At 68.8% G+C, this 23999-nt stretch carries 25 protein-coding genes, 1 pseudogene and 1 riboswitch; of the genes and pseudogenes, 18 read left to right on the top strand and 8 right to left on the bottom strand.

Annotated elements, in window-relative coordinates; translation table 11 throughout:
• Positions 1 to 26 precede the first annotated feature (26 nt).
• The 4 genes from HPF_RS17835 to HPF_RS17820 form a co-directional block, all read right to left on the bottom strand.
• The gene (locus HPF_RS17835; RefSeq protein ID WP_066155538.1) at positions 27 to 314 is read right to left on the bottom strand and encodes a DUF1330 domain-containing protein; all 288 of its coding nucleotides are present in this window, start codon (positions 312 to 314) and stop codon (positions 27 to 29) included.
• Positions 311 to 1165: a 3-deoxy-8-phosphooctulonate synthase gene (gene kdsA, locus HPF_RS17830; RefSeq protein ID WP_133157389.1), complete on the bottom strand. Its 855-nt coding sequence runs from the start codon at positions 1163 to 1165 to the stop codon at positions 311 to 313. The genes HPF_RS17835 and kdsA overlap by 4 nt, the downstream gene beginning before the upstream one ends.
• Positions 1166 to 1176: 11 nt before the next feature.
• Entirely contained in the window at positions 1177 to 2832 is a 1656-nt protein-coding gene (locus tag HPF_RS17825; RefSeq protein ID WP_133157388.1) for a CTP synthase, read from the bottom strand.
• 116 nt (positions 2833 to 2948) lie between these two features.
• Entirely contained in the window at positions 2949 to 3491 is a 543-nt protein-coding gene (locus tag HPF_RS17820; RefSeq protein WP_127806337.1) for a hypothetical protein, read from the bottom strand.
• A 101-nt stretch (positions 3492 to 3592) separates the two neighbouring features.
• Here HPF_RS17820 and coaBC point away from each other — a divergent pair, with 101 nt between their 5' ends.
• Complete coding sequence (gene coaBC / locus HPF_RS17815) at positions 3593 to 4843, top strand: bifunctional phosphopantothenoylcysteine decarboxylase/phosphopantothenate--cysteine ligase CoaBC (RefSeq protein ID WP_133157387.1); 1251 nt, start codon at positions 3593 to 3595, stop codon at positions 4841 to 4843.
• Between the two features lie 85 nt (positions 4844 to 4928).
• The gene (locus HPF_RS17810) at positions 4929 to 6002 is read left to right on the top strand and encodes an MBL fold metallo-hydrolase (RefSeq protein ID WP_133157386.1); all 1074 of its coding nucleotides are present in this window, start codon (positions 4929 to 4931) and stop codon (positions 6000 to 6002) included.
• Positions 6003 to 6005: 3 nt separating this feature from the next.
• Here the strand turns inward: HPF_RS17810 and HPF_RS17805 are convergent, their stop codons facing one another.
• Positions 6006 to 7121 carry a substrate-binding domain-containing protein gene (locus HPF_RS17805; protein WP_066155554.1) on the bottom strand — a complete coding sequence of 372 codons (1116 nt, stop codon included), beginning with the start codon at positions 7119 to 7121 and terminating at the stop codon, positions 6006 to 6008.
• Positions 7122 to 7239: 118 nt separating this feature from the next.
• Here HPF_RS17805 and HPF_RS17800 point away from each other — a divergent pair, with 118 nt between their 5' ends.
• The 3 genes from HPF_RS17800 to HPF_RS17790 are packed head-to-tail and all read left to right on the top strand — an operon-like array spanning position 7240 to position 9583.
• The gene (locus HPF_RS17800) at positions 7240 to 7968 is read left to right on the top strand and encodes an ABC transporter permease (RefSeq protein ID WP_066155557.1); all 729 of its coding nucleotides are present in this window, start codon (positions 7240 to 7242) and stop codon (positions 7966 to 7968) included.
• Positions 7965 to 8747, top strand: a complete 783-nt coding sequence (locus tag HPF_RS17795; RefSeq protein ID WP_084397290.1) for an ABC transporter ATP-binding protein — start codon at positions 7965 to 7967, stop codon at positions 8745 to 8747. Before HPF_RS17800 ends, HPF_RS17795 begins: the two co-directional genes overlap by 4 nt.
• A complete protein-coding gene (locus tag HPF_RS17790; RefSeq protein WP_133157385.1) occupies positions 8744 to 9583 on the top strand; it encodes an ABC transporter substrate-binding protein in 840 nt (279 codons plus the stop codon). The genes HPF_RS17795 and HPF_RS17790 overlap by 4 nt, the downstream gene beginning before the upstream one ends.
• 9 nt (positions 9584 to 9592) lie before the next feature.
• Here the strand turns inward: HPF_RS17790 and modC are convergent, their stop codons facing one another.
• From modC to modA, 3 genes are read right to left on the bottom strand one after another with little or no spacing between them, the layout of a single operon-like run.
• The gene (gene modC, locus HPF_RS17785; protein WP_133157384.1) at positions 9593 to 10696 is read right to left on the bottom strand and encodes a molybdenum ABC transporter ATP-binding protein; all 1104 of its coding nucleotides are present in this window, start codon (positions 10694 to 10696) and stop codon (positions 9593 to 9595) included.
• The gene (gene modB, locus HPF_RS17780; RefSeq protein ID WP_133157383.1) at positions 10693 to 11382 is read right to left on the bottom strand and encodes a molybdate ABC transporter permease subunit; all 690 of its coding nucleotides are present in this window, start codon (positions 11380 to 11382) and stop codon (positions 10693 to 10695) included. The genes modC and modB overlap by 4 nt, the downstream gene beginning before the upstream one ends.
• 1 nt (position 11383) lies before the next feature.
• Complete coding sequence (modA, locus tag HPF_RS17775) at positions 11384 to 12139, bottom strand: molybdate ABC transporter substrate-binding protein (RefSeq protein ID WP_133157382.1); 756 nt, start codon at positions 12137 to 12139, stop codon at positions 11384 to 11386.
• 94 nt (positions 12140 to 12233) lie between these two features.
• Between modA and HPF_RS17770 the strand changes: the two genes are divergently transcribed.
• The 13 genes and pseudogenes from HPF_RS17770 to cobA all read left to right on the top strand — a co-directional run bounded on the left by HPF_RS17770 (position 12234) and on the right by cobA (position 23815).
• A complete protein-coding gene (locus HPF_RS17770; RefSeq protein WP_127806347.1) occupies positions 12234 to 12518 on the top strand; it encodes a VF530 family protein in 285 nt (94 codons plus the stop codon).
• 374 nt (positions 12519 to 12892) lie between these two features.
• A riboswitch (cobalamin riboswitch) is annotated at positions 12893 to 13133 on the top strand.
• Positions 13134 to 13369: 236 nt separating this feature from the next.
• Positions 13370 to 14047: an energy-coupling factor ABC transporter permease gene (locus tag HPF_RS17765; RefSeq protein WP_127806348.1), complete on the top strand. Its 678-nt coding sequence runs from the start codon at positions 13370 to 13372 to the stop codon at positions 14045 to 14047.
• Between the two features lie 13 nt (positions 14048 to 14060).
• A complete protein-coding gene (cobM, locus tag HPF_RS17760) occupies positions 14061 to 14843 on the top strand; it encodes a precorrin-4 C(11)-methyltransferase (protein ID WP_127806349.1) in 783 nt (260 codons plus the stop codon).
• Positions 14840 to 15730: a sirohydrochlorin chelatase gene (locus HPF_RS17755; protein ID WP_133157381.1), complete on the top strand. Its 891-nt coding sequence runs from the start codon at positions 14840 to 14842 to the stop codon at positions 15728 to 15730. Before cobM ends, HPF_RS17755 begins: the two co-directional genes overlap by 4 nt.
• Positions 15727 to 16407: a precorrin-8X methylmutase gene (locus HPF_RS17750; protein ID WP_133157380.1), complete on the top strand. Its 681-nt coding sequence runs from the start codon at positions 15727 to 15729 to the stop codon at positions 16405 to 16407. Before HPF_RS17755 ends, HPF_RS17750 begins: the two co-directional genes overlap by 4 nt.
• Positions 16408 to 17607 carry a cobalt-precorrin-5B (C(1))-methyltransferase gene (locus tag HPF_RS17745; protein WP_133157379.1) on the top strand — a complete coding sequence of 400 codons (1200 nt, stop codon included), beginning with the start codon at positions 16408 to 16410 and terminating at the stop codon, positions 17605 to 17607.
• On the top strand, positions 17604 to 18959 hold the full coding sequence (gene cbiE, locus HPF_RS17740) for a precorrin-6y C5,15-methyltransferase (decarboxylating) subunit CbiE (RefSeq protein ID WP_133157378.1): 1356 nt from the start codon (positions 17604 to 17606) through the stop codon (positions 18957 to 18959). The genes HPF_RS17745 and cbiE overlap by 4 nt, the downstream gene beginning before the upstream one ends.
• The gene (gene cobI, locus HPF_RS17735) at positions 18952 to 19758 is read left to right on the top strand and encodes a precorrin-2 C(20)-methyltransferase (RefSeq protein WP_133157377.1); all 807 of its coding nucleotides are present in this window, start codon (positions 18952 to 18954) and stop codon (positions 19756 to 19758) included. Before cbiE ends, cobI begins: the two co-directional genes overlap by 8 nt.
• Entirely contained in the window at positions 19755 to 20537 is a 783-nt protein-coding gene (locus HPF_RS17730; RefSeq protein WP_133157376.1) for a cobalamin biosynthesis central domain-containing protein, read from the top strand. The genes cobI and HPF_RS17730 overlap by 4 nt, the downstream gene beginning before the upstream one ends.
• Positions 20534 to 21514 (top strand): annotated as a pseudogene (gene bluB, locus HPF_RS23965) (5,6-dimethylbenzimidazole synthase); the annotation flags it as partial. The gene HPF_RS17730 and the pseudogene bluB, both read left to right, overlap by 4 nt.
• A gap of 186 nt (positions 21515 to 21700) precedes the next feature.
• Entirely contained in the window at positions 21701 to 22720 is a 1020-nt protein-coding gene (cobJ, locus tag HPF_RS23685; protein WP_165961768.1) for a precorrin-3B C(17)-methyltransferase, read from the top strand.
• Positions 22717 to 23067 carry a (2Fe-2S) ferredoxin domain-containing protein gene (locus tag HPF_RS17720; protein ID WP_133157374.1) on the top strand — a complete coding sequence of 117 codons (351 nt, stop codon included), beginning with the start codon at positions 22717 to 22719 and terminating at the stop codon, positions 23065 to 23067. The genes cobJ and HPF_RS17720 overlap by 4 nt, the downstream gene beginning before the upstream one ends.
• On the top strand, positions 23057 to 23815 hold the full coding sequence (gene cobA, locus HPF_RS17715; protein WP_133157373.1) for a uroporphyrinogen-III C-methyltransferase: 759 nt from the start codon (positions 23057 to 23059) through the stop codon (positions 23813 to 23815). The genes HPF_RS17720 and cobA overlap by 11 nt, the downstream gene beginning before the upstream one ends.
• Positions 23816 to 23999: the final 184 nt, after the last annotated feature.

Genomic DNA, 23999 nt, shown 5'->3' with positions numbered 1-23999 from the left:
TCAAAAAAGAAATCGGAACGGGGCGCTCAGACGCCCTCTACGGCAAACATGCGGATCGAGCCTGCACCCTCACGCAGGGTGCGCGCGTGGGTGTAGGTTTCGGAGTGGTAGTAGGCCTGTGCGGTGGCGATGTCCTTGAACTTCAGCACCACAACCCGCTGCGGATGCCAGCCACCTTCGAGCGGCTCGATACGGCCACCGCGCACCAGCACCTCGGCGCCAAACTCCTGCATGGCGCGGGTGCTCCACTCGCGGTAGACCTTCATCTGCGCTTCGTCGGTGACGGTCACATCCGCAATGATGTACGCGCTCATTGGAAATCGTTCTCCAGCAGCGGATTTGTTTTGGTTACGGAATCGAGCGCGACCAGGGTTTCCAGCAGCGCCTTCATGCGGCCCAGCGGAACCGCGTTCGGTCCGTCGGACCAGGCCTCGGCCGGCTTCGGGTGCGTTTCCATGAACAGGCCGGCCACACCCACGGCGACACCCGCGCGGGCCAGCACCGGCACCATCTCGCGCGCACCGCCGCTGACGGCGCCCAGGCCGCCGGGCTTCTGCACCGAGTGGGTGACGTCGAACACCACCGGTGCGCCGGACTTGCGCATCTCGGCCAGGCTGGTCATGTCGGCCACGAGGTTGTTGTAGCCGAAGCTCACGCCGCGCTCGCAGGCCAGGAAACGGTCTTCCGACAGGCCTGCGTCCTTCGCGGCGGCGCGGGCCTTGTCGATCACGTTCTTCATGTCCCAGGGGGCGAGGAACTGGCCCTTCTTGATGTTCACCGGCTTGCCCGACTGGGCCACGGCGCGGATGAAGTCGGTCTGGCGGCACAGGAAGGCCGGCGTCTGCAGCACGTCCACCACGGCTGCGACCTCGGCCACCTGCGACTCGTCGTGCACGTCGGTCAGCACGGGCAGCTGCAGCTGGCGGCGCACTTCGTCGAGGATCTTCAGTCCCGCATCCAGTCCAACGCCGCGCTGGCTGCTGCCAGACGAGCGGTTGGCCTTGTCGAACGAGCCCTTGTAGATCAGTGGAATGCCCAGCGCACTGCAAATTTCCTTGAGCTGGCCAGCGACATCGAGCGACATCTGCAGACCTTCGATGGAACAGGTGCCTGCGATCAGGAAGAAGCGCTGGTCCAGGCCGACGTCGAATCCGCAGAGTTTCATGGGGGCTCCGGTCAGGCCTTGGCGGCCTTCTGGTGCTCGACCGCCGCCTTGACGAAGGCGTTGAACAGCGGGTGGCCGGCCCAGGGGGTGGATTTGAATTCGGGGTGGAACTGCACGCCGATGAACCAGGGGTGCACCGTCTGCGGCAGCTCGACGATCTCGGTCAGCTGCTCGCGCTGCGTCAGCGCCGAGATCACCAGACCGGACTGGCGCAGCCGATCGAGGTAGTTCACGTTGGCTTCGTAGCGGTGGCGATGGCGCTCGGTCACCACGTCGCCGTAGATGCTGTGCGCCAGGGTGCCCTTGGCCACGTCGGAGCTCTGCGCGCCCAGGCGCATGGTGCCGCCCAGGTCGGAGCTGGCGTCGCGCTTCTGGATGCTGCCGTCCGCGTCTTTCCATTCCTCGATCAGTGCGATCACCGGGTGCGGCGTGGCGGCATCGAACTCGGTGCTGTTGGCACCTTCGAGGCCCGCGACGTGGCGCGCGTACTCGATGGTCGCAACCTGCATGCCCAGGCAGATGCCGAGATAGGGAACCTTGTGCTCACGCGCGAAGCGGGCGGTGGCGATCTTGCCTTCCACGCCGCGCTGACCGAAACCGCCGGGCACCAGGATGGCGTCGTACTGTGCCAGCTTGGTCGCCACATCGGCACCCTCCATGGTTTCGGAGTCGACGTGGTCGATCTTGACGCGCACATGGTTGCGCATGCCGGCGTGGCGCAGGGCCTCGTTGACCGATTTGTAGCTGTCCGAGAGGTCGACGTACTTGCCGACCATGGCGATCTTCACCTCGCCTTGCGGGTGTTCGGTCTCGTAAACCAGGTCGTCCCAGCGCTTGAGGCTGGTGGGTGGGGTGTTCAGGCGCAGCTTGTCGCAGATCAGGCCGTCCAGGCCCTGCTCGTGCAGCATGCGCGGCACCTTGTAGATCGTGTCCACGTCCCACATGCTGATCACGCCCCACTCGGGCACGTTGGTGAACAGCGAAATCTTGGCGCGCTCCTCTTCGGGAATGCGGCGGTCGGCACGGCACAGCAGGGCGTCGGCCGAGATGCCGATCTCGCGAAGTTTCTGCACCGTGTGCTGGGTCGGTTTGGTTTTGAGCTCACCGGCCGCGGCAATCCACGGCAGGTAGGTCAGGTGCACGAAGGCCGAGTTGTTCGGGCCCATGCGCAGGCTCATCTGGCGCACGGCTTCGAGGAAGGGCAGGGACTCGATGTCGCCCACCGTGCCGCCGATCTCGACGATGGCCACGTCCACGGCATCGGGCGTGCCGATGCCGGCGCCGCGCTTGATGAACTCCTGGATCTCGTTGGTGACGTGCGGGATGACCTGCACGGTCTTGCCGAGGTAGTCGCCGCGGCGTTCCTTCTCCAGCACCGACTGGTAGATCTTGCCGGTGGTGAAGTTGTTGGTCTTCTTCATGCGCGTTTCGATGAAACGCTCATAGTGACCAAGGTCCAGGTCGGTTTCGGCGCCGTCGTCGGTGACGAACACCTCGCCGTGCTGGAAGGGCGACATGGTGCCCGGGTCCACGTTGATGTACGGGTCGAGCTTGATGAGGGTGACTTTGAGGCCGCGCGATTCAAGGATCGCAGCCAGGGAAGCAGAAGCAATGCCCTTGCCAAGAGAGGACACCACACCGCCGGTGACGAACACGAATTTGGTCATGACTCGGGCGAGCCGGGCGCTCGCAGGAGGTGGAAATGGCGATTATAGGCGCCACCCCCCTGTTGGCCCGGCCGCACGGACCGGTCACGACACGGTCGGTCCGCGGGCTGTGGTGCTCAGCGGTTGCCGCGCACCCGCAGCAGGAAATTCCTCTCCAGCTTGCCGCCGCCACTGGCCTGGGCCGTCACCGTCACAAGGAAGTCCTCGTCCTGGCCAGAGGTGTTGTCGTAGCACTCGGGAAAGCCCTTGCACGTCTGGGTGATGAGGCCGGTGCTGCTGTTGATGCGCAGATTGGTCAGCAGTGCCGCCACCGCGCTGCCCGAGGCGCTGACGCCGTCCAGCTTGAACGAGTAGCTCAGGGTTTCGCCGGCGGGCGGGGTGGCCGAGGTGTCGATGGCCCAGCGCGACTGGGTGGCGGTGCTGCCGGCGTACGCGGGATTGACCGGGCCGAAGTCGGCCTCGTTGCCCGAGTAGAAGCTGCCATCGGGTCTGATCTTGTCCAGCGGGTGGTAGCTGTCGCTGTCGGCAAACCAGACGTTGGCCAGGGCACCCCCCGTGGGCGCTTCGCCTTCCGGTCCGTCGGAGCCTCCTCCACAGGCTGCAAGGGAGGCCAGGACAAGGCTGGCGCTGAGGAGCATGGGAAGGCGGGTCAAGTGCATGGCCAAGGGTGTCCTGATATGGAAGGTTGGTCAAAGCGCAGATTATGGGTTCGCGCGGTCGTGGCCTGCTGGCAGGCGTTTCAAACTGCTACATTGCGGCCATGAGCGAACTCGCCGGCAAACACATTGTCCTGGGGCTGTCGGGCGGGATCGCCTGCTACAAGGCGGCCGAATTCTGTCGCGCCCTGATCAAGGCCGGTGCCTCCGTCCAGGTGGTCATGACCGAAGCGGCCACCCAGTTCATCACACCGGTCACGATGCAGGCCCTGTCAGGTCGCACGGTGTTCTCGTCCCAGTGGGACAACCGCAACGCAGCGGGCGTGGACAACAACATGCCCCACATCAACCTGAGCCGGGAAGCCGACGCGATCGTGGTGGCCCCCGCCAGCGCCGACTTCATGGCCAAGCTGCTGCACGGCCGGGCCGACGACCTGCTCAGCCTGATGTGCCTGGCGCGCCCGATCGACAAGGTTCCACTCATCCTGGCGCCCGCCATGAACCGCGAGATGTGGGCCCACCCGGCCACGCAGCGCAATGTGGCCCAGCTCAAAGCCGATGGCGCCACGGTGCTGGACGTGGGCGTGGGTGATCAGGCCTGTGGCGAGATTGGCGACGGGCGCATGCTCGAACCGGACGAACTGCTGTACGAGCTCATCCGCTTTTTCACGCCCAAGCTGCTGGCCGGCCAGCAGGTGCTGGTCAGCGCCGGCCCGACCTTCGAGGCGATCGACCCGGTGCGGGGTCTGACCAACCTGTCCAGCGGCAAGATGGGTTTTGCCATTGCCAGGGCCGCGCACGAGGCGGGCGCCCATGTGACGCTGGTGGCTGGGCCGGTGAGCCTGCCGACCCCCCGAGGCGTGGGGCGCATCAACGTCAAGTCCGCGCTGAACATGCAGAAGACGCTCGGCGTACTGAGCCAGAACGCCACGGTGTTCATCTCGGCCGCCGCGGTGGCCGACTGGCGTCCGGCCGACATCGCCGTGCAGAAGATCAAGAAAGACGGTTCCGGCCAGGTGCCGACCCTGGGCTTCGTCGAGAACCCCGACATCCTGGCTGGCATTGCCCAGACCGCCCGCGCGCAGAGCCGGGCGCTGTACTGCGTCGGGTTCGCCGCCGAAAGCGAGGACCTGCTGGCCCATGCGCAGGCCAAGCGCGTGCGCAAGGGCGTGCCGCTGCTGGTGGGCAACATCGGTCCCGACACCTTTGGCCAGGACGACAACGCCCTGCTGCTGGTGGATGAGCAGGGCAGTTCGGAGCTGCCCCGGGCGTCCAAGCTGCAGCTGGCGCGGCAGCTTGTGGCGGAGATCGCGCGGCGTCTGCCCAACCCCTCGCCGCTGCCAGCCACGACCTGACCTGGTAACGCCGGTTGCCCGGTGCAGGCACACTCGCTATCATCGAATAAGCAATTGCTTATTCGATGATTTGGAGGAGACGCCCATGCCATCCCGAATTCCGACCCGCCGATCTCCGGTCCCAGGGGCCCCGTCCGGCGCTGCCAACGAATCCCGGCGCCACTGGCTGCGTGCCGCTGCCGGCCTGGGGGCCGCCGGGCTGGGTCTGGCCCTGGTGCCCGAAGTGCGGGTGTTCGCCCAGCAGGTCCAGGAGTTCATCGAAGGCCCGCCGGTGCCGGACGTCAAACCAGAGCAGCTGTCGCCCCACGTCTGGATGGTGTACGCCAAGGAAGGCTTTCCGACGCAGGAGAACCAGGGCCTGATGGCGAGCGTCATCTTCGTGGTGACGCAGAAGGGCGTGGTGGTGCTGGACAGCGGCGCTTCGCTGCAGATCGGTCAGATGGCGATCCGCATGATCAGGACCGTTACGCCCAAGCCGGTGATCGCGGTGTTCAACAGCCACTACCACGGCGATCACTGGCTGGGCAACCACGCCTTCGCCGACGCGTATGGCAAGGACCTCCCCATCCATGCGCTGGCGTACACGCGCGAGCAGATCGCCGGTCAGGAGGGCAACCTCTGGCGCAGCCTGATGGAGCGCTGGACCAACCAGGCCACCCTGGGCACCAAGGTGGTGGCGCCCAACCAGACCGTCGAGCACGGACAGGTGTTCGACTACGGCGACGTGCAGATCCGGCTGCACCACTACGGTCGGGCCCACACGCCGTCGGACCTGTGTTTCGAAGTCGTGCAGGACAAGCTGACTTATGTGGGCGACATCGCGATGGCGAACCGTATCGCCAACATCGACGACGGTTCCTACCCGGGCACCTTCAAGTACTACGAGGCGCTCAGGAGCGCCGCGGGCGACCAGCTCTGGGTGCCCGGCCACGGCCGGGGCAGCAAGGACCTGCTGGACACCTATGGCACTTTCATGCGGGGCATCTGGGAACCGTGTGTGCAGGCGGTCAAGGACGGCATTCCGCTGGATGGCGCCAAGGCGCTGGTGATGAAAGACCCCCGTGTCGCCAGCCGCGCGAAGACCATGGACGGCTTCGACAGCAACATCGGCAAATACACCAGCCTGGCCTACCTGGAGGCGGAGAAAGAGGCGTTCTGATTTTCAGCGCCACCAGGGCAGCAGCCGCTTCATCGCGGCGACTTCACCCGGGTGATCCGGCAGGTAGCCGGCCATCGACTGCAGGCGCTGTTGCCAGCGCGTGCTGTGCAGCAGCCTGAGCAGGTTCTGCACCGGCGCCTGCTCCAGTGCCGATTTCAGGCACACCAGCAGGTAGCGCTCGTCCGTCAGCGGCACAAAGCCGAGTCCCTGGATGCGCGCTGTGTACTCGGTGCCCAGGCCCACGTCGGCGTCGCCACTGGCCACGGCCTGGGCCACCGCCGCATGGGAGCTTTCCTCGCGGTCGAAGCCGTTGAGGTCGGCGCTGCTCAGGCCGTCCTGGCTCAGCAGCTCTTCCAGCAGCAGCCGGGTGCCGGTGCCGATGGCGCGGTTGACGAAGCGGGCGCGCTGCAGAGACACATCGCGCAGATCGCGCAAGCGCAAGGGGTTGCCCGGCGCCACCATCAACCCCTGCGAGCGGCGCGCAAAACCGATGATCTTGTGTGTGCCGGGCTTGAGCAGCGGGCGGTAGGTGCGGGCGCTGCGGCTGTCGGCGTCCGCAAAGGGCTGGGTGTGGAAGCCCGCCAGCAGGCAGCGGCCTTCGTTGAGGGCGCGGATCGCGTCGACGCTGCCGGTGAAGCGGATGTCCAGATGCACGCCGGGCTCGTTCGCCGTCTGCGACGAGGCGGCCAGTTCCTGCAGCTCGGCCAGCGCATGGTCGTGGCTGGCGTACAGCGTCAGGACCTCGCGGGGGCGCTGCGCGTCGTCGAAAGCCAAGGCAAAGGCCCGTTCCAGCTCCGCGCGCAGGCTCTCCATCTGCGGGCCCAGCCGTGCCTGGGCCAGCCGCTCGGCCATCAGCAGGCGCTGGCCAAAGGGCGAGAGCAGGGCGGATTGCCCGCGTTCCCAGACCAGCAGCTCGCGTCCCAGTTGCTGTTCCCACTCCTTGAGCTGGCCCCAGACATGGCGGTACGAGAGGCCCAGCTGCCGGGCCGCCGCGGAAATCGAACCCTGCTCGTGCACGGCGTGCAGCACATCCATCATCGGGTTGCTCAGCAACGCCGAGCCCCGCCCGCGCTCCGGGCGTTCGGCCATCAGCGAATAGGACATCGCAATCCGTTTCATGGGCGTCGAGTGTGCCTGAGAGCTTTCATATGCAAACAATTTCCTATGTTGTTCCGTTCATACCGAGTTGCCACGTACTCCCAAACCCGTAGCGCCCGCTTATGCTGCGACGCAACGTATGAACACCTTTTCCGATAGCGCAGTCACCGCGCTCGAACTCATCCTCTCGGGCGATGCCAGTCTCTGGGCAATCGTGACGCGCTCCCTCGCCGTGAGCGCCACGGCCTGCCTGTTTGCCTGCGGCCTGGGGCTCTTGCTCGGCGCCTGGCTGGCGGTGGCGCGGTTCCCGGGTCGGCCGATGGTGCTGACCGTGCTCAACACCTTCCTGGCCATTCCGTCGGTGGTGGTGGGTCTGGTGATCTACCTGCTGCTCTCGCGCTCCGGCCCGCTGGGTTTCCTGGGCTGGCTGTTCAGCTTCCAGGCCATGGTGCTGGCGCAGGCGATCCTGGTGCTGCCGCTGGTCACTGCGCTCACGCGCCAGGTGGTCGAAGACGCCGACCGCAGCCACGGCGAGCAGCTGTCTTCGCTGGGAGCGGGTCTGGGCCTGCGCAGCCTGCTGATGGCCTGGGACGAGCGCTACGCGCTGCTCACGGTGCTGATCACCGCCTTCGGCCGCGCGGTGTCCGAGGTCGGCGCGGTGATGATCGTCGGCGGCAACATCGACGGCTTCACCCGCGTGATGACCACCGCCATCGCGCTGGAAACCAGCAAGGGCGACCTGCCGCTGGCGCTGGGTCTGGGCATCGTGCTGCTGGCGGTGGTGCTGCTGCTCAACAGCCTGGTGGCGCTGCTGCGCCGCTGGCGCGAACACCTGGACGGTGGCGATCTGCGGATGGCCACGACATGAAGGTGGAACTCTCCGCAACGGGCGAGGTGTTCGGCCGCGCAGGCGCAGCGCCGGCCGTGCTGACGCTGGCGTCGGTCCACGTGAGCCTCGGGCCCGCCGCGCAGGTGGAGGCGCTGCGGAACATCACGCTGGCCATCCACGCGGGCGAGCGCGTGGCCCTGGTCGGCCCAAACGGCTGCGGCAAGAGCACGCTGCTGCGCACGCTGCACGGCCTGCTGCCCATCGCGCAGGGCCGGCGCGAGGTGCCCCATGCCTCGCGCATCGCCATGCTGTTCCAGCGCCCGCACATGCTGCGCATGTCGGTGCGGCGCAACCTGCAACTGGGCCTGTGGCTCAGCGGCGTGCCCTGGGGACAGACCAAGGAACGCGCCCGGCAGGCGCTGGAGCGCGTGCAGCTGGCGTCGCTGGCCGAGCGCAACGGCCGCGCGCTGTCGGGCGGGCAGCAGCAGCGCGTGGCGCTGGCGCGGGCCTGGGCGCTGCGGCCCGATGTGTGGCTGCTGGACGAGCCCACCGCGAGCCTGGACCCACACGCCAAACGCGATGTCGAGGCGCTCATCGCTGATTTCGGCGACGAAGCGCCTGTGCCTGGCCACCTGCCGCCCACGCTGGTGTTCGCCAGCCACAACCTCGGTCAGGTCAAGCGCCTCGCCAGCCGCGTGGTCTACATGGAGCAGGGGCGCGTGCTGGCCGACCTGCCCGTGCAGCAGTTTTTTGATCAGTCCCTGCTGGAAGAGCGCTTTCCGCAGGCCAGTGCTTTTGTCAAAGGAGAAACCACATGAAGTCGTTCACCACTTCCCGTCGCACCGTCGTGCAACTGCTCACCGCTGCCGGCCTCGTGTCGGCTGGCCTGCTGGGCGCCACTTCCGCACTGGCCCAGAGCAGCATCGTCGTGGCCTCGACCACGTCCACCGAGCAGTCGGGCCTGTTCGGCCACATCCTGCCGGCCTTCAAGCAGGCCAGCGGCATCGACGTCAAGGTGGTGGCGCTGGGTACTGGCCAGGCCATCGACATGGCGCGCCGCGGCGACGCCGACGTGCTGTTCGTGCACGACAAGGCCGCCGAAGAGAAGTTCGTGGCCGACGGCTTCTCGGCCAAGCGCCAGGAGGTCATGTACAACGACTTCGTGCTGATCGGCCCCAAGGCCGACCCGGCCGGCACCAAGGGCAACGACATCGTGGCCGCGCTCAAGAAGATCGCCACCGCCAATGCGCCCTTCGTTTCGCGCGGCGACAAGAGCGGCACGCACGCGGCCGAGCTGCGCTTCTGGAAGATGACCGACACCGATGCCAACAAGGGCAGCGGCTACAAGGAATGCGGCTGCGGCATGGGCCCGGCGCTGAACATTGGCGCGAGCAGCGGAGCCTACGTGCTGGCCGACCGCGGCACCTGGCTCAACTTCAAGAACCGCGCCGACATGGCCGTTCTGGTGGAAGGTGACAAGCGCCTGTTCAACCAGTACGGCGTGATGCTGGTGAGCGCCGCCAAGCACCCGCAGGTGAAGACGGCCGACGGCCAGAAGTTTGTCGACTGGGTCACCGGCCCCGCCGGCCAGAAGGCCATCGCCGATTACAAGATCGGCGGCGAGCAGCTGTTCTTTCCGAACGCCACGAAATGACAGTGCGCCTCAGCGCACCATCGCCACGCCCTTGATCTGGGCGTAGACCAGCTGACCCGGCGCCAGCGCCAGGCGCCGGGCCGACAGGCTGCTGATGCGCGAGAGCAGGGTGGCGCCCTGGCCGTCGGCGCCCAGGCGCAGGCTCACCACCACCTGCGCCAGGGCGTTGTCCGTCAGGCTGTCCACCACCGCCGGCAGCACGTTGAGCACGCTGGTCTGCGCAGGCATCACCAGCGACAGGCTCACATCCCGCGCCTGGATGTGCAGGCGCGCACGCGTGCCAGGCTGCGGCACACCCTGGCGCGACTGCGGCAGCAGCAACTGCCCACCGTCGATGTCGTAGACCGCGAGCTGGTCCGCGGGCGAATAGCCGCTGCAGTGGCCCTGCAGCACCGAGACCGCACTGTCACCGCGCGCGAGCGGCAGGTTGCTGCGCGTGAGCATCTGGGCCAGCGGGCCGTCGGCCAGCACCTGGCCCTCTTCGAGCAACACCACGTGGTCGGCCAGCCGCGCCACCTCGTCCAGCGAATGCGTCACATAGACCACCGGCACGTCCAGCGCCTCGTGCAGCTGCTCCAGCCAGGGCAGGATCTCGGCCTTGCGCGCCGTGTCCAGGGCGGCCAGCGGCTCGTCCATCAGCAGCAGCTGCGGGCTGGTGGCCAGCGCGCGGGCAATGGCCACGCGCTGGCGCTCGCCGCCCGAGAGCTCGTGCGGCCGGCGCTGCAGCAGGTGGCCGATGCCCAGCAGCTCCAGCCCGTGGCGCCAGTCGTGCCGGCGCTGCGCGGCCGGTGTGCGGTCGAAGCCGAAGCGCAGGTTGCCCTCCACCGTCAGGTGGTCGAACAGGCTGGCCTCCTGGAACACATAGCCCAGTGCGCGCTGGTGCGTGGGCAGGAACACACCGCGCGCGCTGTCCTGCCAGGTCTGGCCGTCCACCACCACCGCGCCGGTGGCCTGGCGTTCCAGCCCGGCGAGCACGCGCAGGCAGGTGGTCTTGCCGCTGCCCGAAGGGCCGAACAGCGCGGTGATGCCGTGGCCCGGCAGGGCCAGTTGCACGTCGAGCGTGAAATCGCCCCGGTCCAGCCGGGCGTTCAGGGTCAGTGTGGTCTTGCTCATGCGGTGCGCACCCGGCGCGCCTGCCGCGCGTTGAAGAACTGCAGCGCCATCAGCACCGTGAAGGCGAACACCAGCATCACCGCCGCCAGCCGGTGCGCATCGGCGTATTCCAGCGCCTCGACATGGTCGAAGATCTGCACCGAGACCACCCGGGTCACGCCCGGGATGTTGCCGCCCACCATCAGCACCACGCCGAACTCGCCCACCGTGTGCGCGAAGCTCATGATGCAGCCGGTCACGATGCCCGGCCGGCACAGCGGCAGCACCACATGAAAGAAGCGGTCCAGCGGCGAGGCGCGCAGCGTGGCCGCTGCCTCCAGCGGCCGCTCGCCCAGGGCCTGCATGCTGTTGAGGATGGGCTGCACCATGAACGGCAGCGAATAGAACACCGAGGCCACCACCAGCCCGGCGAAGGTGAAGGGCAGGGTGGGCAGACCCAGGGACACCATCCAGGCGCCGATGGGCCCGTTCGGCCCCAGCCCCACCAGCAGATAAAAGCCCAGCACCGACGGCGGCAGCACCAGCGGCAGCGCCACCAGCGCGCCCACGGGCCTGGCCACCCAGCTGCGCGAGCGCGCCAGCCACCACGCCAGCGGCGTGCCCAGCAGCAACAGGATCAGCGTGGTCAGCGCAGCGACTTTGAAGGTCAACCACAGCGCCTGGAGGTTGTCCGGGGTGAGGAACATGTCAGAGGTCGTAGCCGTAACTGCGGATCAGGTCCTTGATGTTCGGGCTCTGCAGCAGCTTGAACAGCTCTTTCGCAGCCTCGTTGTTCGCTCCCCGCTTGAGCAACACCGCGTCCTGCCGGATGGCGTCGTATTGGGTCTGCGGAATCACCCACATCGACCCTTCTTTGAGTTGGCCGCCTTCCAGCACCTGCGACATCGCCACAAAGCCCACGTCGGCGTTGCCGGTCTTCACGAAGTTGAAGGTCTGGCCGATGCTCTCGCCCTGCACCAGCTTCGGCGCCAGCGCGTCCTTCAGGCCCAGTTTGTCCAGCACCTGCAGCGCGGCGGCGCCGTAGGGCGCGGTCTTGGGGTTGGCGAAAGCCACCTTGCCCAGGTCGGCCGCCTTGAGCACCGCGCCCTGGCCGTCCACACGGCCGGGCCTGACCGACCACAGCACCAGCTTGCCGTTGGCGTAGGTGAAGCGCGTGCCCGGCTGCGCCAGACCGTCCTTCTCCAGCATCTCGGGGCGTTCGTTGTCGGCCGAGAGGAACACATCGAACGGCGCGCCGTTCTTGATCTGCGTGTAGAACGCGCCCGACGCGCCGGTGGAGATCTTCAGCGTGTGGCCGGTGGTCTTCTGCAGCACCGCGGCGATGGCCTTGATCGGCTCGGCGAAGTTGGCAGCGACGGCCACCTGGGCTTCGGCGGCTTGGGCGGCGGTGTGCGTGAACGCGGTGCACAGCAGGACGGAAAGGGCAGAGAGCAGCAGACGCATGGGCACCTCGGTATGAAGCGGAATGGTGGCGGGGATCGTTATCCCAAAATGGAATAGCGAGTGTAGCGCGTGGCCAGCCGGGCAGAATCGCGGCATGACAGACGCACCACCGCCGGCCGAACAGCCCCGCAACCTCCTCCACGGCGTGACCCTCGAGGCCATGGTCCGCGCACTGGAGGCGCACTACGGTTGGGACGAGCTTGCGCGGCGCATCCCCATCCGCTGCTTCGCGATCGACCCGAGCGTCAAGTCCAGCCTGACGTTCCTGCGCAAGACGCCATGGGCGCGGGAGAAGGTGGAGGGGCTTTACCTGTTCATGCTGCGGGAGGCGCGGCGGTCGCAGCGGGGTAGCGTCAGAGGTTTCCAGGGCGGTGGCTGAGGAGCAAGGCCGCCGTGTCATTGGCGGCAAAGCAGCGATTGCCGTGGTTCGGGGGTATCCGCTCCAGGACTGCTTTGGTAGACGAGGCGGTCATTCAAATACCTTCAGCGGTCCTGGTCCAAAGACGAGATTCACCTTGCGATGCGTCGGCAACCAACAAGTTGCGCCCACCTGTGTGAAGGCACTGATCCCGAGGGTTCCGTTCAGCCGCGAAACAGTACTCACCCAGCACCCTTGCTTCAAGATCGCAGCATTGGAATTCAGAGTGCCCATGTCAGCCACGACGAATGGCTTTCAGGTGCGCTATGTCCCGATGCACGGGATCTGAGATTGCAACGTCGCCCCTCAAAAGGCCTCGAGCTGTTTTTCGGGGTATAGAATAAAAAGCTGTTGGTGCTCGTGATGCTGTTCAGGCATTGCAGTTCAACGGGAAGCAGGAGGGCGAGTCCCACACGGACGAACCTAACCTGCGCTGCCCCCGCAACGGTAAGCAGACGGGTGGACCAAGGCATTGCCAAGGCCCCCATTTCTCAAAATTTCGCCACTGGGTCACACCGGGAAGGCTTTGGGAAACGTTCTGTCAGCCCGGATACCGGCCAACAAGGAGGCTGTGCCCCAGGCGCAGCCGCATTACCCAAACACCGTCGGGGAAGGCGGTGAGGGGTCTTTGTCGGTGTCCTCATGTCGTCCCTTCGCATTGCTTTGCGAGTCTGTGCCAGCGCCTGCGCCTGCGCCTGCGCTCGCAGGGGGCTGTCCGTTCGCCGCTGGAACCTGTGCTCGCTTTCCCCTTGGGTCTTTGCCGCCTTTTCAACCGCGTTGTGTCCAACGCACCCAACCCAAGGAGTCACTTCATGCACATCGAACCAGGTCTGGTGGACGGGGCCAAGCTCGCACTGAGCTACGCCACAGCGGCCGCCTGTGGCGGCTACACGCTCAAGCTGTCTGCCGACATGCTCAAAACAGATGGCGCGGCAGCCCTGCTGCTGCGGGCCCTGCTGGCGACGGCGCTGGTGTTCTGCTTTTTCGAGGTGCTGCCGCACCACCCGGTGGGCGTGTCCGAGGTGCACCTGATCCTGGGCACCACGCTGATGCTGCTGTTCGGCGCGGCGCCCGCGGCCATCGGGCTGGCGGGCGGCCTGCTGATCCAGGGCCTGTTCTTTGCACCTTTTGACCTGCCGCAGTACGGCATGAACCTGACCACGCTGCTGGTGCCGCTGTTCGCCACCGCAGCGCTGGCTCGGCGCGTCATTCCCGACCAGATGGCCTATGTGGATCTGCGCTACGGCCAGGCCCTGAAGCTGTCCCTGGCTTACCAGGGCGGCATCGTGCTGTGGGTGGGCTTCTGGGCGCTGTACGGGCGTGGCCTGGGCGCCGAGAACCTGGTGAGCATCGGCAGCTTCGGCGCCGCCTACATGAGCGTGGTGCTGGCCGAGCCGCTGATCGACCTGGCCGTGCTCGCACTGGCCAAGACGCTGCGCGGCCTGCAGGGCAGCGCGGTGGTGGAGCGCCGTCTGCACCAGGCCGCCTGACCGGGGGCACACCATGGGCCTCGGAACGGTCTGGTTTGTGGGGGCGGGTCCGGGCGATCCGGACCTGGTCACTGTCAAGGGGCGCGACCTGATCGCGCGCGCAGGGGCCATCCTGTTCGCCGGGTCGCTGGTGAACGAGGCGGCCACCCGCTGGGCACCGCCGGGCTGCGTCATCGCTGACAGCAAGGACATGACGCTGGAGCAGATGTCGGCCTGGCTGATCGCAAACGCGGCGCGCTGCGACACCGTGGTGCGCCTGCAGACCGGCGACCCGGCCCTCTACGGTACGCTGATCGAACTGGTGCAGCCGCTGGATGCGGCCGGTGCGCCGGTGGCGGTGGTGCCGGGCGTGTCCTCGGCCATGGCCTCGGCGGCGGCGGCGGTCGAGAGCTTCACCCTGCCCGAGGTCACGCAGACCACCATCTTCACGCGGGTGGAGGGCCGCACGCCCATGCCCGACGGCGAGGACCTGGCGGCGCTCGCGGCGCACCGCACGACCTTGTGCATCTTCCTGTCCATCACGCTGCTGCACAAGGTGGAGGCCGGTCTGCGCCAGGCCGGCTGGCCCGACGACGCGCCGGTGCTGGTGGTGCACAAGGCCAGCTGGCCCGGCGAGGAGCGCATCGTGCGCGGCACGCTGGCCACCATCAAACAACAGTGCCGCGACGCCGGCATCGTCAGCCAGGCCATGGTGATCGCCAGCCCCACGCTGGGCGCGCGCCACTGGCCCGAGCTGACCAGGTCCCGGCTCTACGACCCGGGCTTCACACACCGCTTCAGGAAAGCCACGACATGAACGACACCACGATCCTGCTGGTGGGCCACGGCTCGCGCGAGGACTCCGGCAACCAGGAAATCCGCGACTTCGTCGACCAGTGGCGCGCCCGCCAACCGGCCTGGCGCATCGAGGTCTGCTTCATCGAATTCGCCGCGCCCTCGCTGCACGACGGCCTGCTGGCCGCGGCGCAGTCGTCGCGCCGCGTGCTGGTGCTGCCGCTGATCCTGAACGCCGCCGGCCATGCCAAGATGGAAATTCCCGAAGCCATCGAGCACGCCCGCGAGCACGCACCCGGCGTCGAGTTCCTCTACGGCCCGCACCTGAGCGCCTGCGACCCCATCCTCGCCATCCTCAAGCGCCGCCTGCGCCAGGCTATGGCCATGCTGGACATGCCCGACCCCACCACCACCGGTGTGGTGCTGCTGGGCCGGGGCTCGTCGGACCGCGGTGCCAACGGCGACATGGCCAAGATGGCGCGCTGGCTGCAGGAGGACAGCGACCACGAGCTGGTGGACCTGGCCTTCACCGGCATCACCTGGCCGCGGCTGGAGCGCGTGGTGCAGCGCCAGGCGCTGATCGGCCTGCGTCAGATCGTGGTGCTGCCCTACTACCTCTACACCGGCACGCTGATGCAGCGCATCCACCGCCAGGTGGACCACCTGCGCGCGCAGTACGCGCAGATCCGTTTCGCCTGCGGCACGCACTTCGGCTTCGAGAAGGAAATCTTCGAACTGGTGGAGCAGCGCGTGCACGACCTGCTGGCCGGCGTGCCCGACAGCCGGATGCCTTGCGACGGCTGCAGCTACCGCGAGATCGCGCACGACCTGGGCCATGGGCACTCGCACGAGCACACGCACGCCCCTGTGCATGTGCATCCGCACACCGCACAGGCGCAGCCAGCATGAGCACGGTCAACACCGTCACCGAGCAGCTCACCGCCGCCGGCCAGGCCATCGAGCACGACAGTTTCGCCATCATCGACGCCGAGGCCGGGCCGCACGGCTACTCGGCCGAGCAGTGGCCGATCGTGCGCCGCATGATCCACGCCAACGCCGACTTCGAGTTCAACGGCCTGACCGACTTCCACCCCGACGCGGTGCGTGCGGGCGTGGCCGCGATGCTGCGCGGCGGCACCCCCGTGGTGGCCGATGTGGAGATGATCTGCTCGGGCCTGTCGCGGCCGCGCCTGGCGCACTTCGGCATGGCCACGCACCAGTTCATCAGCGACGCCGACGTGATTGCGCAGGCGCAGGCACAGAACACCACCCGCGCCGTGCAGGCCATGCGCAAGGCACACCGCCTGGGCCTGCTGCAGGGCGCCGTCGTCGGCATCGGCAACGCGCCCACCGCGCTGATCGAACTCGTGCGGCTGATCGTGGAGGACGGCGTGCGCCCGGCCCTGGTGGTCGGCATGCCGGTGGGCTTCGTGTCGGCCGCGGAGTCGAAAGACCTGATGGCGCAGATCACCGACGTGCCCTGGATCGTCATCCGCGGTCGCAAGGGCGGCTCCACCCTGGTGGTCGCCGCCCTGCACGCGCTGCTGGCGCTGGCCGAGGCGCAGCAACGCGCCGAGGGCGCCTGAATGGAAAGCACCACCCCGCGCGGCACCCGCACCGGTTTCACTACCGGTGCCTGTGCGGCCGCGGCCGCCCGGGCCGCCGCACAGGGGCTGGAAACCGGGCAGGTGCCGGACGCCATGGAGAGCCTGCTGCCCAATGGCCAGCGCGTGCGCTTTGCCGTGCGCGACGGGCGCTGCGATGCGCACAGCGCCCACGCCATGGTGGTGAAGTTCGCGGGCGACGACCCGGACTGCACCGACGGCGCCCACCTCACGGTGGACCTGCGGCTGCTGCCCGGCCAAGCGGGCGAGATCAGCTTCGTGGCCGGCGACGGCGTGGGCACGGTGACGCTGCCCGGCCTGGGGCTGGCGGTGGGCGGACCGGCGATCAACCCGGTGCCGCGCCAGAACATCGCCGACAACCTGCACGAGGCCGCGCCGCGGCTGCTCGCGCAGCACGGGCTGGAAGTCACGGTGAGCGTGCCCGGCGGCCAGGAGATGGCGAAGAAGACCACCAACGCGCGGCTGGGCATCCTGGGCGGCATCAGCATCCTGGGCACCACCGGCATCGTCAAACCCTATTCCACCGCCGCCTGGCGGGCCAGCGTGGTGCAGGGCATCCAGGTGGCGGCCACACTGGACCACGGCGTGGTGGCGCTGACCACCGGCGGCCGCACCGAGACCTTCGCCATGCAGACGCTGCGCGCAGAGCGGCCCGGCCTGCCCGCCGCCTGCTTCGTGCAGATGGGCGACTTCCTGCGCTACGCGCTCGACGAGGTGGTGGCCCAGGGCCTGCCCGAGGTGGTGCTGGGCGTGATGGTGGGCAAGCTGACCAAGATCGCCCAGGGCGAGACCATCACCCACGCCAACCGCAACATGGTGGACACCGACCTGGTGGCCGAGATCGCCCGCCAGATCGGCGCCACGGCCGAGGACTGCGCCGCCATCGCCGCCGCCGAAACCGCGCGCTTCGGCGCCGAGCTGATGGTCGAGCGAGGCCTGGGCCCGGCCTTCCACGAAGCGCTGGCGCAGCGCGCCATCGACACCCTGACCGCCCCCGAACGCTACGGCCACGCCTTCGCGCTGCGCGTGCTGGTGTGCGACTTCAGCGGCCAGCCGGTGGCCGATGTGCGCTCGGCCCCCGCCGAGGCACGGCCCCGCCCCGCCACCGCCGGCCGCACCGGCATCGGCCACACCCACCACACCGACTTCGACACCGAATGAACGACCTTCCCTCCCACGATCCCAACCGCTGCCGCGTGATCGGCGTGCTCGACGACGGCGTGGCCAGCCTCGGCGCCACCGCACTGGCCCACCTGCGCGCGGCCGACGTGGTGATCGGCGGCGCGCGCACGCTGGCGCTGTTCCGGCGCACGTTCAAGGCCGGCGCCGTCACCCACGACCTGACCGGCCAGCTGAAGGCGGTTCCCGGCTGGGTGCGCGCCGCGCGCGAGGCCCACCAGGCCTGCGTGGTGCTGGCCACCGGCGACCCGCTGTGCCACGGCATCGCGCCCTACCTGGCCCAGCACCTGTGCCTGGAGGCGCTGGAGATCCTGCCCAACCTCTCCACTCTGCAACTGGCCTGCGCCCGCGTGGGCCTGGCCTGGCAGGACGCGCGCATCGTCTCCGTGCACGCCGCCGATGCCGGCGAGTGGCAGCGCGGCGCCCCGCCCACGCACGGTCTGTACGCGCTGGCCCAGGCCCTGCGCGCCGAGCAGCGCCTGCTGCTGCTGACCAGCCCGGCGAACAGCCCCGACCGCATCGCCCGTCTGCTGCTGGCCGAAGGCCTGGGCAGCGACTTCCACATGGCCGTGGCCGAACACCTGCTGCAGCCCGGCGAGCGGGTGCATGCGCAACTCAGCCCGGCGGAAGCGGCCCGCATGCGCTTTGCCGAACCGAACGTGGTGCTGCTGTGGCGCACCCGGCCGCGGCCGCAGCCGGTGCGCTTCGGCCTGGCCGACAGCGCCTTCGAGCAGCGCCAGCCCGAGAAGGGCCTGATCACCAAGCAGGAGGTGCGTGCCGTCAGCCTGGCGCGGCTGCAGCTGCGCACCGACAGCGTGGTCTGGGACATCGGCGCCGGCAGCGGCTCGGTGGGGCTGGAGGCCGCCCGCCTGTGCCCGCAGGGCCATGTGTTCGCCATCGAGAAGAACGAGGCCGACCACGCCATCGCCCGGCGCAACCACGCGGCCTTCGGCGTCAGCAACTACAGCCTCCACCTTGGCAAGGCGCCCGAGGGCCTGGACACCTGGCCCGACCCCGACGCGGTGTTCATCGGCGGCTCCGGCGGCGAGCTGGCCGGGCTGATCGCGCAGGTGTTGCGACGCCTGCGGCCGCAGGGCCGGCTGGTGATGAACTTCGTGACCCTGGAGAACCTGGCCACCGCCACCCAGGCCCTGCAGCAGCTGAACGCCGACTGGGACGTGCTGCAACTGCAGGCCGCGCGCAGCCGCCCCATCCTGCACATGCACCGCATGGCCGCCGAGAACCCGGTGTGGCTGGTGTGCGCCGGCGTAGGCCCCATGGGCCACGGCGCACACGGGCCGGTGGTGGCGGCCGAGGAGACGGCGCATGGCTGACATCGCGCCCGCCACCGCCCCCCGCATGGGCACCCTGCACGGCATCTCGCTCGGCCCGGGCGACCCCGGCCTGATCACCCGCACGGCCTGGGCCACGCTGGAGCGCCGCGACGCCATCTGGGTCTACCCGGTGCGCAGCGGGAAGACGCCCAGCTATGCCCTGGACATCGTGATGCGCGCCGGGCTGCCGCTGCCCGAGACCCACACGCCGCTGCTGTTTCCCATGACCCACGACGGCGAGAAGCTGGCGCGCGCCTGGCTGAAGGCCGCGCAGACCGTGCTGCCCTGGCTGCAGGCCGGGCGCGACGTGCTGTTCCTGGTCGAGGGCGACGCCTCCACCTACGCCACCTTCGGCCACCTCGCGCGCACCCTGCGCGGGCTGGACGAGCGGCTGCCGGTGCGCACCATCGCCGGAGTCAATTCGTTCACCGCGGCCTGTGCCGATGTGGGCGAACCGTTCGCCGAGCAGGACGACACCGTGGCCATCGTGCCGGCGGCCTACGGCGTGGGCGCGGTCGACCGGCTGCTGCCCGACTTCGACACCCTGGTGCTGATGAAGATCAAGCCGCTGATCGAGGACCTGCTGGACTGGCTGGAGGCGCGCGACCTGCTGGCCGGCGCGCACTTCGTCGAACGCGTTGGCGCGCTGGACGAGCGGCACCTCTCGGGCCCCGCGCTGCTCACGCTGCGCGGCACCAAGGTCAGCTACCTCTCGCTGCTGATCGTGAAGAACCCCCACCGCGTGCGCGGTGAGCGCATCAAGGGCTGTCTCAAGAAAACCCCGGAACCCGCTGCATGAACCCCGACCATCCCCATCCTCTTCCCCGCACCGTCCTCGTCGCCATCACCAAACACGGCGCCGCGCAGGCCGCCACTCTGGCGCGCGCGCTGCCTGGGGCCAGCGTCTGCGTGGCCGCCCGGTTTGCCGACGCCTGCGCCGGCCTGCCCAACCCGGTGCTCGCCTACGACGGCCCGTTAAAGGAACAGATCGGCGAGCTGTTCGCGCAGTTCGACCAGATCGTGTTCTTCGTCTCGCTCGGCGCCGTGGTGCGCCTGATCGCGCCGCACCTGAAGAACAAGGACGAAGACCCCGGCGTGCTGGTGGTGGACGATGCCGGCCAGTTCGCCATTCCCGTGCTCTCAGGCCATGTGGGTGGCGCCAACGCCATGGCCGAGACCGTGGCCGCGCTGCTGGGCGCCACGGCGGTGCTCACCACGGCATCGGACGTGGGCAGGACCATCCCGGTCGACATCCTGGGCCGCGAACTGGGCTGGCAGGTCGAGGCGCCCAAGCTCAACATCACCCGCGTCTCCGCCGCCGTGGTCAACGAAGAACCGGTGGCCCTGGTGCAGGAAGCCGGCAGTCCACACTGGTGGACCCGCCCCACCCCGCTGCCGCCGAACATCCACCGCCACGCGCGGCTGGAGGACGTGGACCTGGCCCGCTACCGCGCGGTGCTGTGGATCACCCACCGCCCGGTGGACGACGCGCTGTGGCAGACCCTGCACGAACGGTTGGTGGTGTACCGCCCGCCGCAGCCGGCAGAGACCGGCGCCCCCACCGGTGTGGCTGCATGACGGTGGCCCTGGGCATCGGCTGCGACCGCGGCACCCCGCTGGCCACGCTGGAGCGCGCGGTCGACGAGGCCCTGGCCGTGGTCGGCCTGGACCGCCGGCAGGTGGCGGGCCTGGGCAGCATCACGCTCAAGGCCGACGAGCCCGCGCTGCTGGCCCTGGCGGCGCAGCAGGGCTGGCCGCTGCGGTTCTACCCCGCCGCACAACTGGCCGAGGTCGCGGTGCCGAACCCGTCCGAAACCGTGCGCCGCCACACCGGCACCCCCTCGGTCTCCGAAGCCGCGGCGCTGCTGGCCGCGGGCACCACCGAGGCCGCCGCCCTGTGCGTCGAGAAGCACCGGCTGCGCGGCGACGATGGGCGCCATGCCACCGTGTCCGTGGCGCGCGTGATGCCCCGAACGGCCATCCCGCCTTGCGTCGCCAGCACCGACCCCAACCGCCGCTTCACGGTCGCCGAGCGCGAGGCGGTGCAGTCGCTGATGCAGGTGCGGCGCGACATGCGCCACTTCAGCGCCGGTACGCAAATCGCCGACGACGTCAGGGCGCGCCTGCAGTCGGCGCTGCTCGCCGCGCCGTCGGTGGGGCTGATGCAGCCCCTGCGGGTGCTGCGCATCACCGCCCCGGCGTTGCGCGACCGGCTGGCCGCCGCCGTGGACGCGGAGCGGATGCGCACCGCCCAGGCCATGGGATCGCGCGCGGCCGAGTTCCTGGCGCTGAAGGTGGAAGGGGTGCGCGAGTGCGCCGAACTGTGGGCGCTGGTGCTGGCGCCAGACGACGGCACGCTGTTCGGTCGCCGCACGCTGGCGAGCGAAATGGCGTGGTGCTCGGCAGGCGCCGCCGTGCAGAACCTCTGGCTGGCCGCGCGCGCCGAACACCTGGGTCTCGGATGGGTGTCGCTGTTCGAACCCGGCGACCTGCACACGCTGCTGGCGCTCCCCGCGGGCGCCGTGCCGCTGGGCCTGCTGTGCATCGGTCCGGTGGATCGCTTCTACGAAACACCCCTGCTCATCCAGCAACAGTGGCGCCAGGCGCGTCCGGTTCCGGCCTTGTTCACCGAGAACACCTGGGCCCGTCCTGGAACACCGACACCAGCGCCACCACCGAACAACCGCTGCATGGCTGACCGCGGCCTTGCCATTGAACCCCCGCCCGTCCCAAGGAACGACATGACCACCGACACCCCCGTCACCACCCCGCACAACGCGGGCACCACCGGCCGCATCAGCCTGGTGGGCATCGGCCCCGGCCACACCGAACACATGACCGCGCGCGCGCGCGCCGCCATCGCCGAGGCCGATGTGGTGGTGGGCTACGTCACCTACATCAAGCTGGTGGCCGACCTGCTGGACGGCAAGGAAGTCGTGCGCAAGGGCATGACCGAAGAGCTGGACCGCGCCGTGCACGCGCTGGCCGCGGCCCGCGCCGGCAAGAAGGTGGCCCTGATCTCGTCGGGCGACGCCGGCGTCTACGGCATGGCCGGCCCGACCTACGAGGTGCTGTTCCAGGCCGGCTGGACGCCGGAGGACGACGTGACGGTGGAGATCGTGCCCGGTGCCTCGGCGATCAACGCCTGCGCGGCCCTGGTCGGTGCGCCGCTGACGCACGACTTCTGCTCCATCTCGCTGTCCGACCTGCTGACACCCTGGCCGGTGATCGCGCGGCGCCTGGACGCCGCCGCCGCCGCCGACTTCGTGGTAGCGCTCTACAACCCCAAGAGCGGCCGCCGCACGCGCCAGATCGTCGAAGCGCAGCGCCTCTTCCTGCGGCACCGCCGGGCGGACACGCCGGTGGCGATCGTCAAGAGCGCCTACCGGCGCCGCCAGCACATCGTCCACACCACGCTGGACCAGATGGCCGAACAGGAGATCGGCATGCTCAGCACCGTGCTGATCGGCAACAGCAGCACCTTCCTGCGCTCGGGGCTGATGGTCACGCCGCGCGGCTATGCCAACAAGTACGACTCGGACCAGGGCTTCGAGACCCGCGCAGGCGAGAAGGCAGGCCGATCGCTCTCCAGCGGCCTGCTGGGCTGGATCGAGGGGCTGCGGGCCGAGCAGGCGGCAGGCCTGGACCTGGCCGAACTCGCCAGCCGCCACAGCCTGCCTGCCGACTACATAGCGCAGGTGCTGGCGGCACCCGACGCGCGCGAAGCAGCCGACGCCGGCACCGAGGAAGCAGAACAATGAGCACCACGGAAAAGCCCCGCATCGGCGACTACCGACGGCACCTGCTGGTCTGCACCGGCGCACGCTGCACGCAGGACGGCGCATCGCAAGCGCTGTTCGACAGCCTGGGCGAGAAGTTCAAGGCCGCCGGCCTGCACGAAGGCGCACTGCGTGTCAAGCGCAGCCGCGTGAGCTGTTTTGCCGCCTGCAAGGGCGGCCCCATCCTGTGCGTGCAGCCCGACGGCACCTGGTACCACGGCGTGACCCCCGACCACATGGACCGCATCATCGGGCAGCACCTGGTGGGCGGACAGGTGGTCGCCGATCTGGTGTTCCACCAGGGACCGGGGGTCATCGATGGCGAGTGAGACACCGGCCGTTGGCTCGGTCTGCATCGTTGGTGCCGGGCCGGGACCGGCCGACCTGATGACGCTGCGCGCGCTGAACCGGCTGCAACAGGCCCAGGTGGTGGTGCACGACCGGCTGATCGCCGAGGATGTGCTGGCGCTGATCCCGGCCACCGCCCGGCGGGTGTACGTCGGCAAGGCCCTGGGACACCACGCCGTCCCTCAGGAGGAGATCCATGCGCTGCTGGTGGCGCATGCGCGCCAGGGCCTGCGCGTCGTCCGCCTCAAGGGCGGCGACCCCTTCGTGTTCGGACGCGGTGGCGAGGAAGTGCTGGCGCTGCAGGCGGCCGGCATTGCGTTCGAGGTGGTGCCCGGTGTGACGGCGGCCAGCGGCTGTTCGGCCGCCGCGGGCATTCCGCTGACACACCGCCACCTGGCGGCCAGCTGCGTGTTTCTGCCGGGCCATCTGGCGGACGCCCAGGCCAGCCACGACTGGCAGGCTCTGGCGCGCGCGGGGCAGACTCTGGTGTTCTACATGGGCGTTCAGCGACTGGCGCAGATCGCCCAGGCCTTGATTGCCCATGGACTACCGCCCGACACACCTGCGGCCATCGTCCAAGACGGTACCCGACCTACACAGCGTGTACTGGCCCACCCTTTGCGCCTGCTGGTCGAGATCGCTCCTCCGTATGGTCCACGACCGGGCTTGCTCATTGTTGGCGAAACGGTGCGACTGAGTCCGTCATATGAAGAAAATGCGCATGTCTGAATGGGCGGCATGGGCGCTGACTCTCCTTGGAGCTGATCGATCCTGCAGGGTGCAGAAGGCAATTTGAGGATTCGGACACATTTGCGCCAGCCAAGGCAAGCGTTGCACTGCTGTATCAGCGGTCATTGAGTCGGACGCCACGGGTGACAGCAGACTGCCTTGACCAGACTCAGGCCCCCAGTCC

The organism is Hydrogenophaga pseudoflava, assembly GCF_004353865.1.
GTDB lineage: Bacteria > Pseudomonadota > Gammaproteobacteria > Burkholderiales > Burkholderiaceae_C > Hydrogenophaga > Hydrogenophaga pseudoflava.
This window is presented reverse-complemented; position numbering and strand designations above follow the sequence as displayed.

Excerpts from the sequence above, each read along its gene's own strand:
- HPF_RS17835 (WP_066155538.1), bottom strand. The coding sequence starts at position 314 with ATGAGCGCGTACATCATTGCGGATGTGACCGTCACCGACGAAGCGCAG.
- HPF_RS17765 (WP_127806348.1), top strand. The coding sequence starts at position 13,370 with ATGCACATCGAACCAGGTCTGGTGGACGGGGCCAAGCTCGCACTGAGC.
- HPF_RS17745 (WP_133157379.1), top strand. The coding sequence starts at position 16,408 with ATGGAAAGCACCACCCCGCGCGGCACCCGCACCGGTTTCACTACCGGT.
- HPF_RS17790 (WP_133157385.1), top strand. The coding sequence starts at position 8,744 with ATGAAGTCGTTCACCACTTCCCGTCGCACCGTCGTGCAACTGCTCACC.
- kdsA (WP_133157389.1), bottom strand. The coding sequence starts at position 1,165 with ATGAAACTCTGCGGATTCGACGTCGGCCTGGACCAGCGCTTCTTCCTG.
- HPF_RS17800 (WP_066155557.1), top strand. The coding sequence starts at position 7,240 with ATGAACACCTTTTCCGATAGCGCAGTCACCGCGCTCGAACTCATCCTC.
- modC (WP_133157384.1), bottom strand. The coding sequence starts at position 10,696 with ATGAGCAAGACCACACTGACCCTGAACGCCCGGCTGGACCGGGGCGAT.
- HPF_RS17825 (WP_133157388.1), bottom strand. The coding sequence starts at position 2,832 with ATGACCAAATTCGTGTTCGTCACCGGCGGTGTGGTGTCCTCTCTTGGC.
- HPF_RS17770 (WP_127806347.1), top strand. The coding sequence starts at position 12,234 with ATGACAGACGCACCACCGCCGGCCGAACAGCCCCGCAACCTCCTCCAC.
- cbiE (WP_133157378.1), top strand. The coding sequence starts at position 17,604 with ATGAACGACCTTCCCTCCCACGATCCCAACCGCTGCCGCGTGATCGGC.
- HPF_RS17795 (WP_084397290.1), top strand. The coding sequence starts at position 7,965 with ATGAAGGTGGAACTCTCCGCAACGGGCGAGGTGTTCGGCCGCGCAGGC.
- modB (WP_133157383.1), bottom strand. The coding sequence starts at position 11,382 with ATGTTCCTCACCCCGGACAACCTCCAGGCGCTGTGGTTGACCTTCAAA.
- HPF_RS17750 (WP_133157380.1), top strand. The coding sequence starts at position 15,727 with ATGAGCACGGTCAACACCGTCACCGAGCAGCTCACCGCCGCCGGCCAG.
- cobI (WP_133157377.1), top strand. The coding sequence starts at position 18,952 with ATGGCTGACATCGCGCCCGCCACCGCCCCCCGCATGGGCACCCTGCAC.
- coaBC (WP_133157387.1), top strand. The coding sequence starts at position 3,593 with ATGAGCGAACTCGCCGGCAAACACATTGTCCTGGGGCTGTCGGGCGGG.
- modA (WP_133157382.1), bottom strand. The coding sequence starts at position 12,139 with ATGCGTCTGCTGCTCTCTGCCCTTTCCGTCCTGCTGTGCACCGCGTTC.
- HPF_RS17805 (WP_066155554.1), bottom strand. The coding sequence starts at position 7,121 with ATGAAACGGATTGCGATGTCCTATTCGCTGATGGCCGAACGCCCGGAG.
- cobJ (WP_165961768.1), top strand. The coding sequence starts at position 21,701 with ATGACCACCGACACCCCCGTCACCACCCCGCACAACGCGGGCACCACC.
- HPF_RS17720 (WP_133157374.1), top strand. The coding sequence starts at position 22,717 with ATGAGCACCACGGAAAAGCCCCGCATCGGCGACTACCGACGGCACCTG.
- cobA (WP_133157373.1), top strand. The coding sequence starts at position 23,057 with ATGGCGAGTGAGACACCGGCCGTTGGCTCGGTCTGCATCGTTGGTGCC.
- HPF_RS17755 (WP_133157381.1), top strand. The coding sequence starts at position 14,840 with ATGAACGACACCACGATCCTGCTGGTGGGCCACGGCTCGCGCGAGGAC.
- HPF_RS17820 (WP_127806337.1), bottom strand. The coding sequence starts at position 3,491 with ATGCACTTGACCCGCCTTCCCATGCTCCTCAGCGCCAGCCTTGTCCTG.
- HPF_RS17730 (WP_133157376.1), top strand. The coding sequence starts at position 19,755 with ATGAACCCCGACCATCCCCATCCTCTTCCCCGCACCGTCCTCGTCGCC.
- cobM (WP_127806349.1), top strand. The coding sequence starts at position 14,061 with ATGGGCCTCGGAACGGTCTGGTTTGTGGGGGCGGGTCCGGGCGATCCG.
- HPF_RS17810 (WP_133157386.1), top strand. The coding sequence starts at position 4,929 with ATGCCATCCCGAATTCCGACCCGCCGATCTCCGGTCCCAGGGGCCCCG.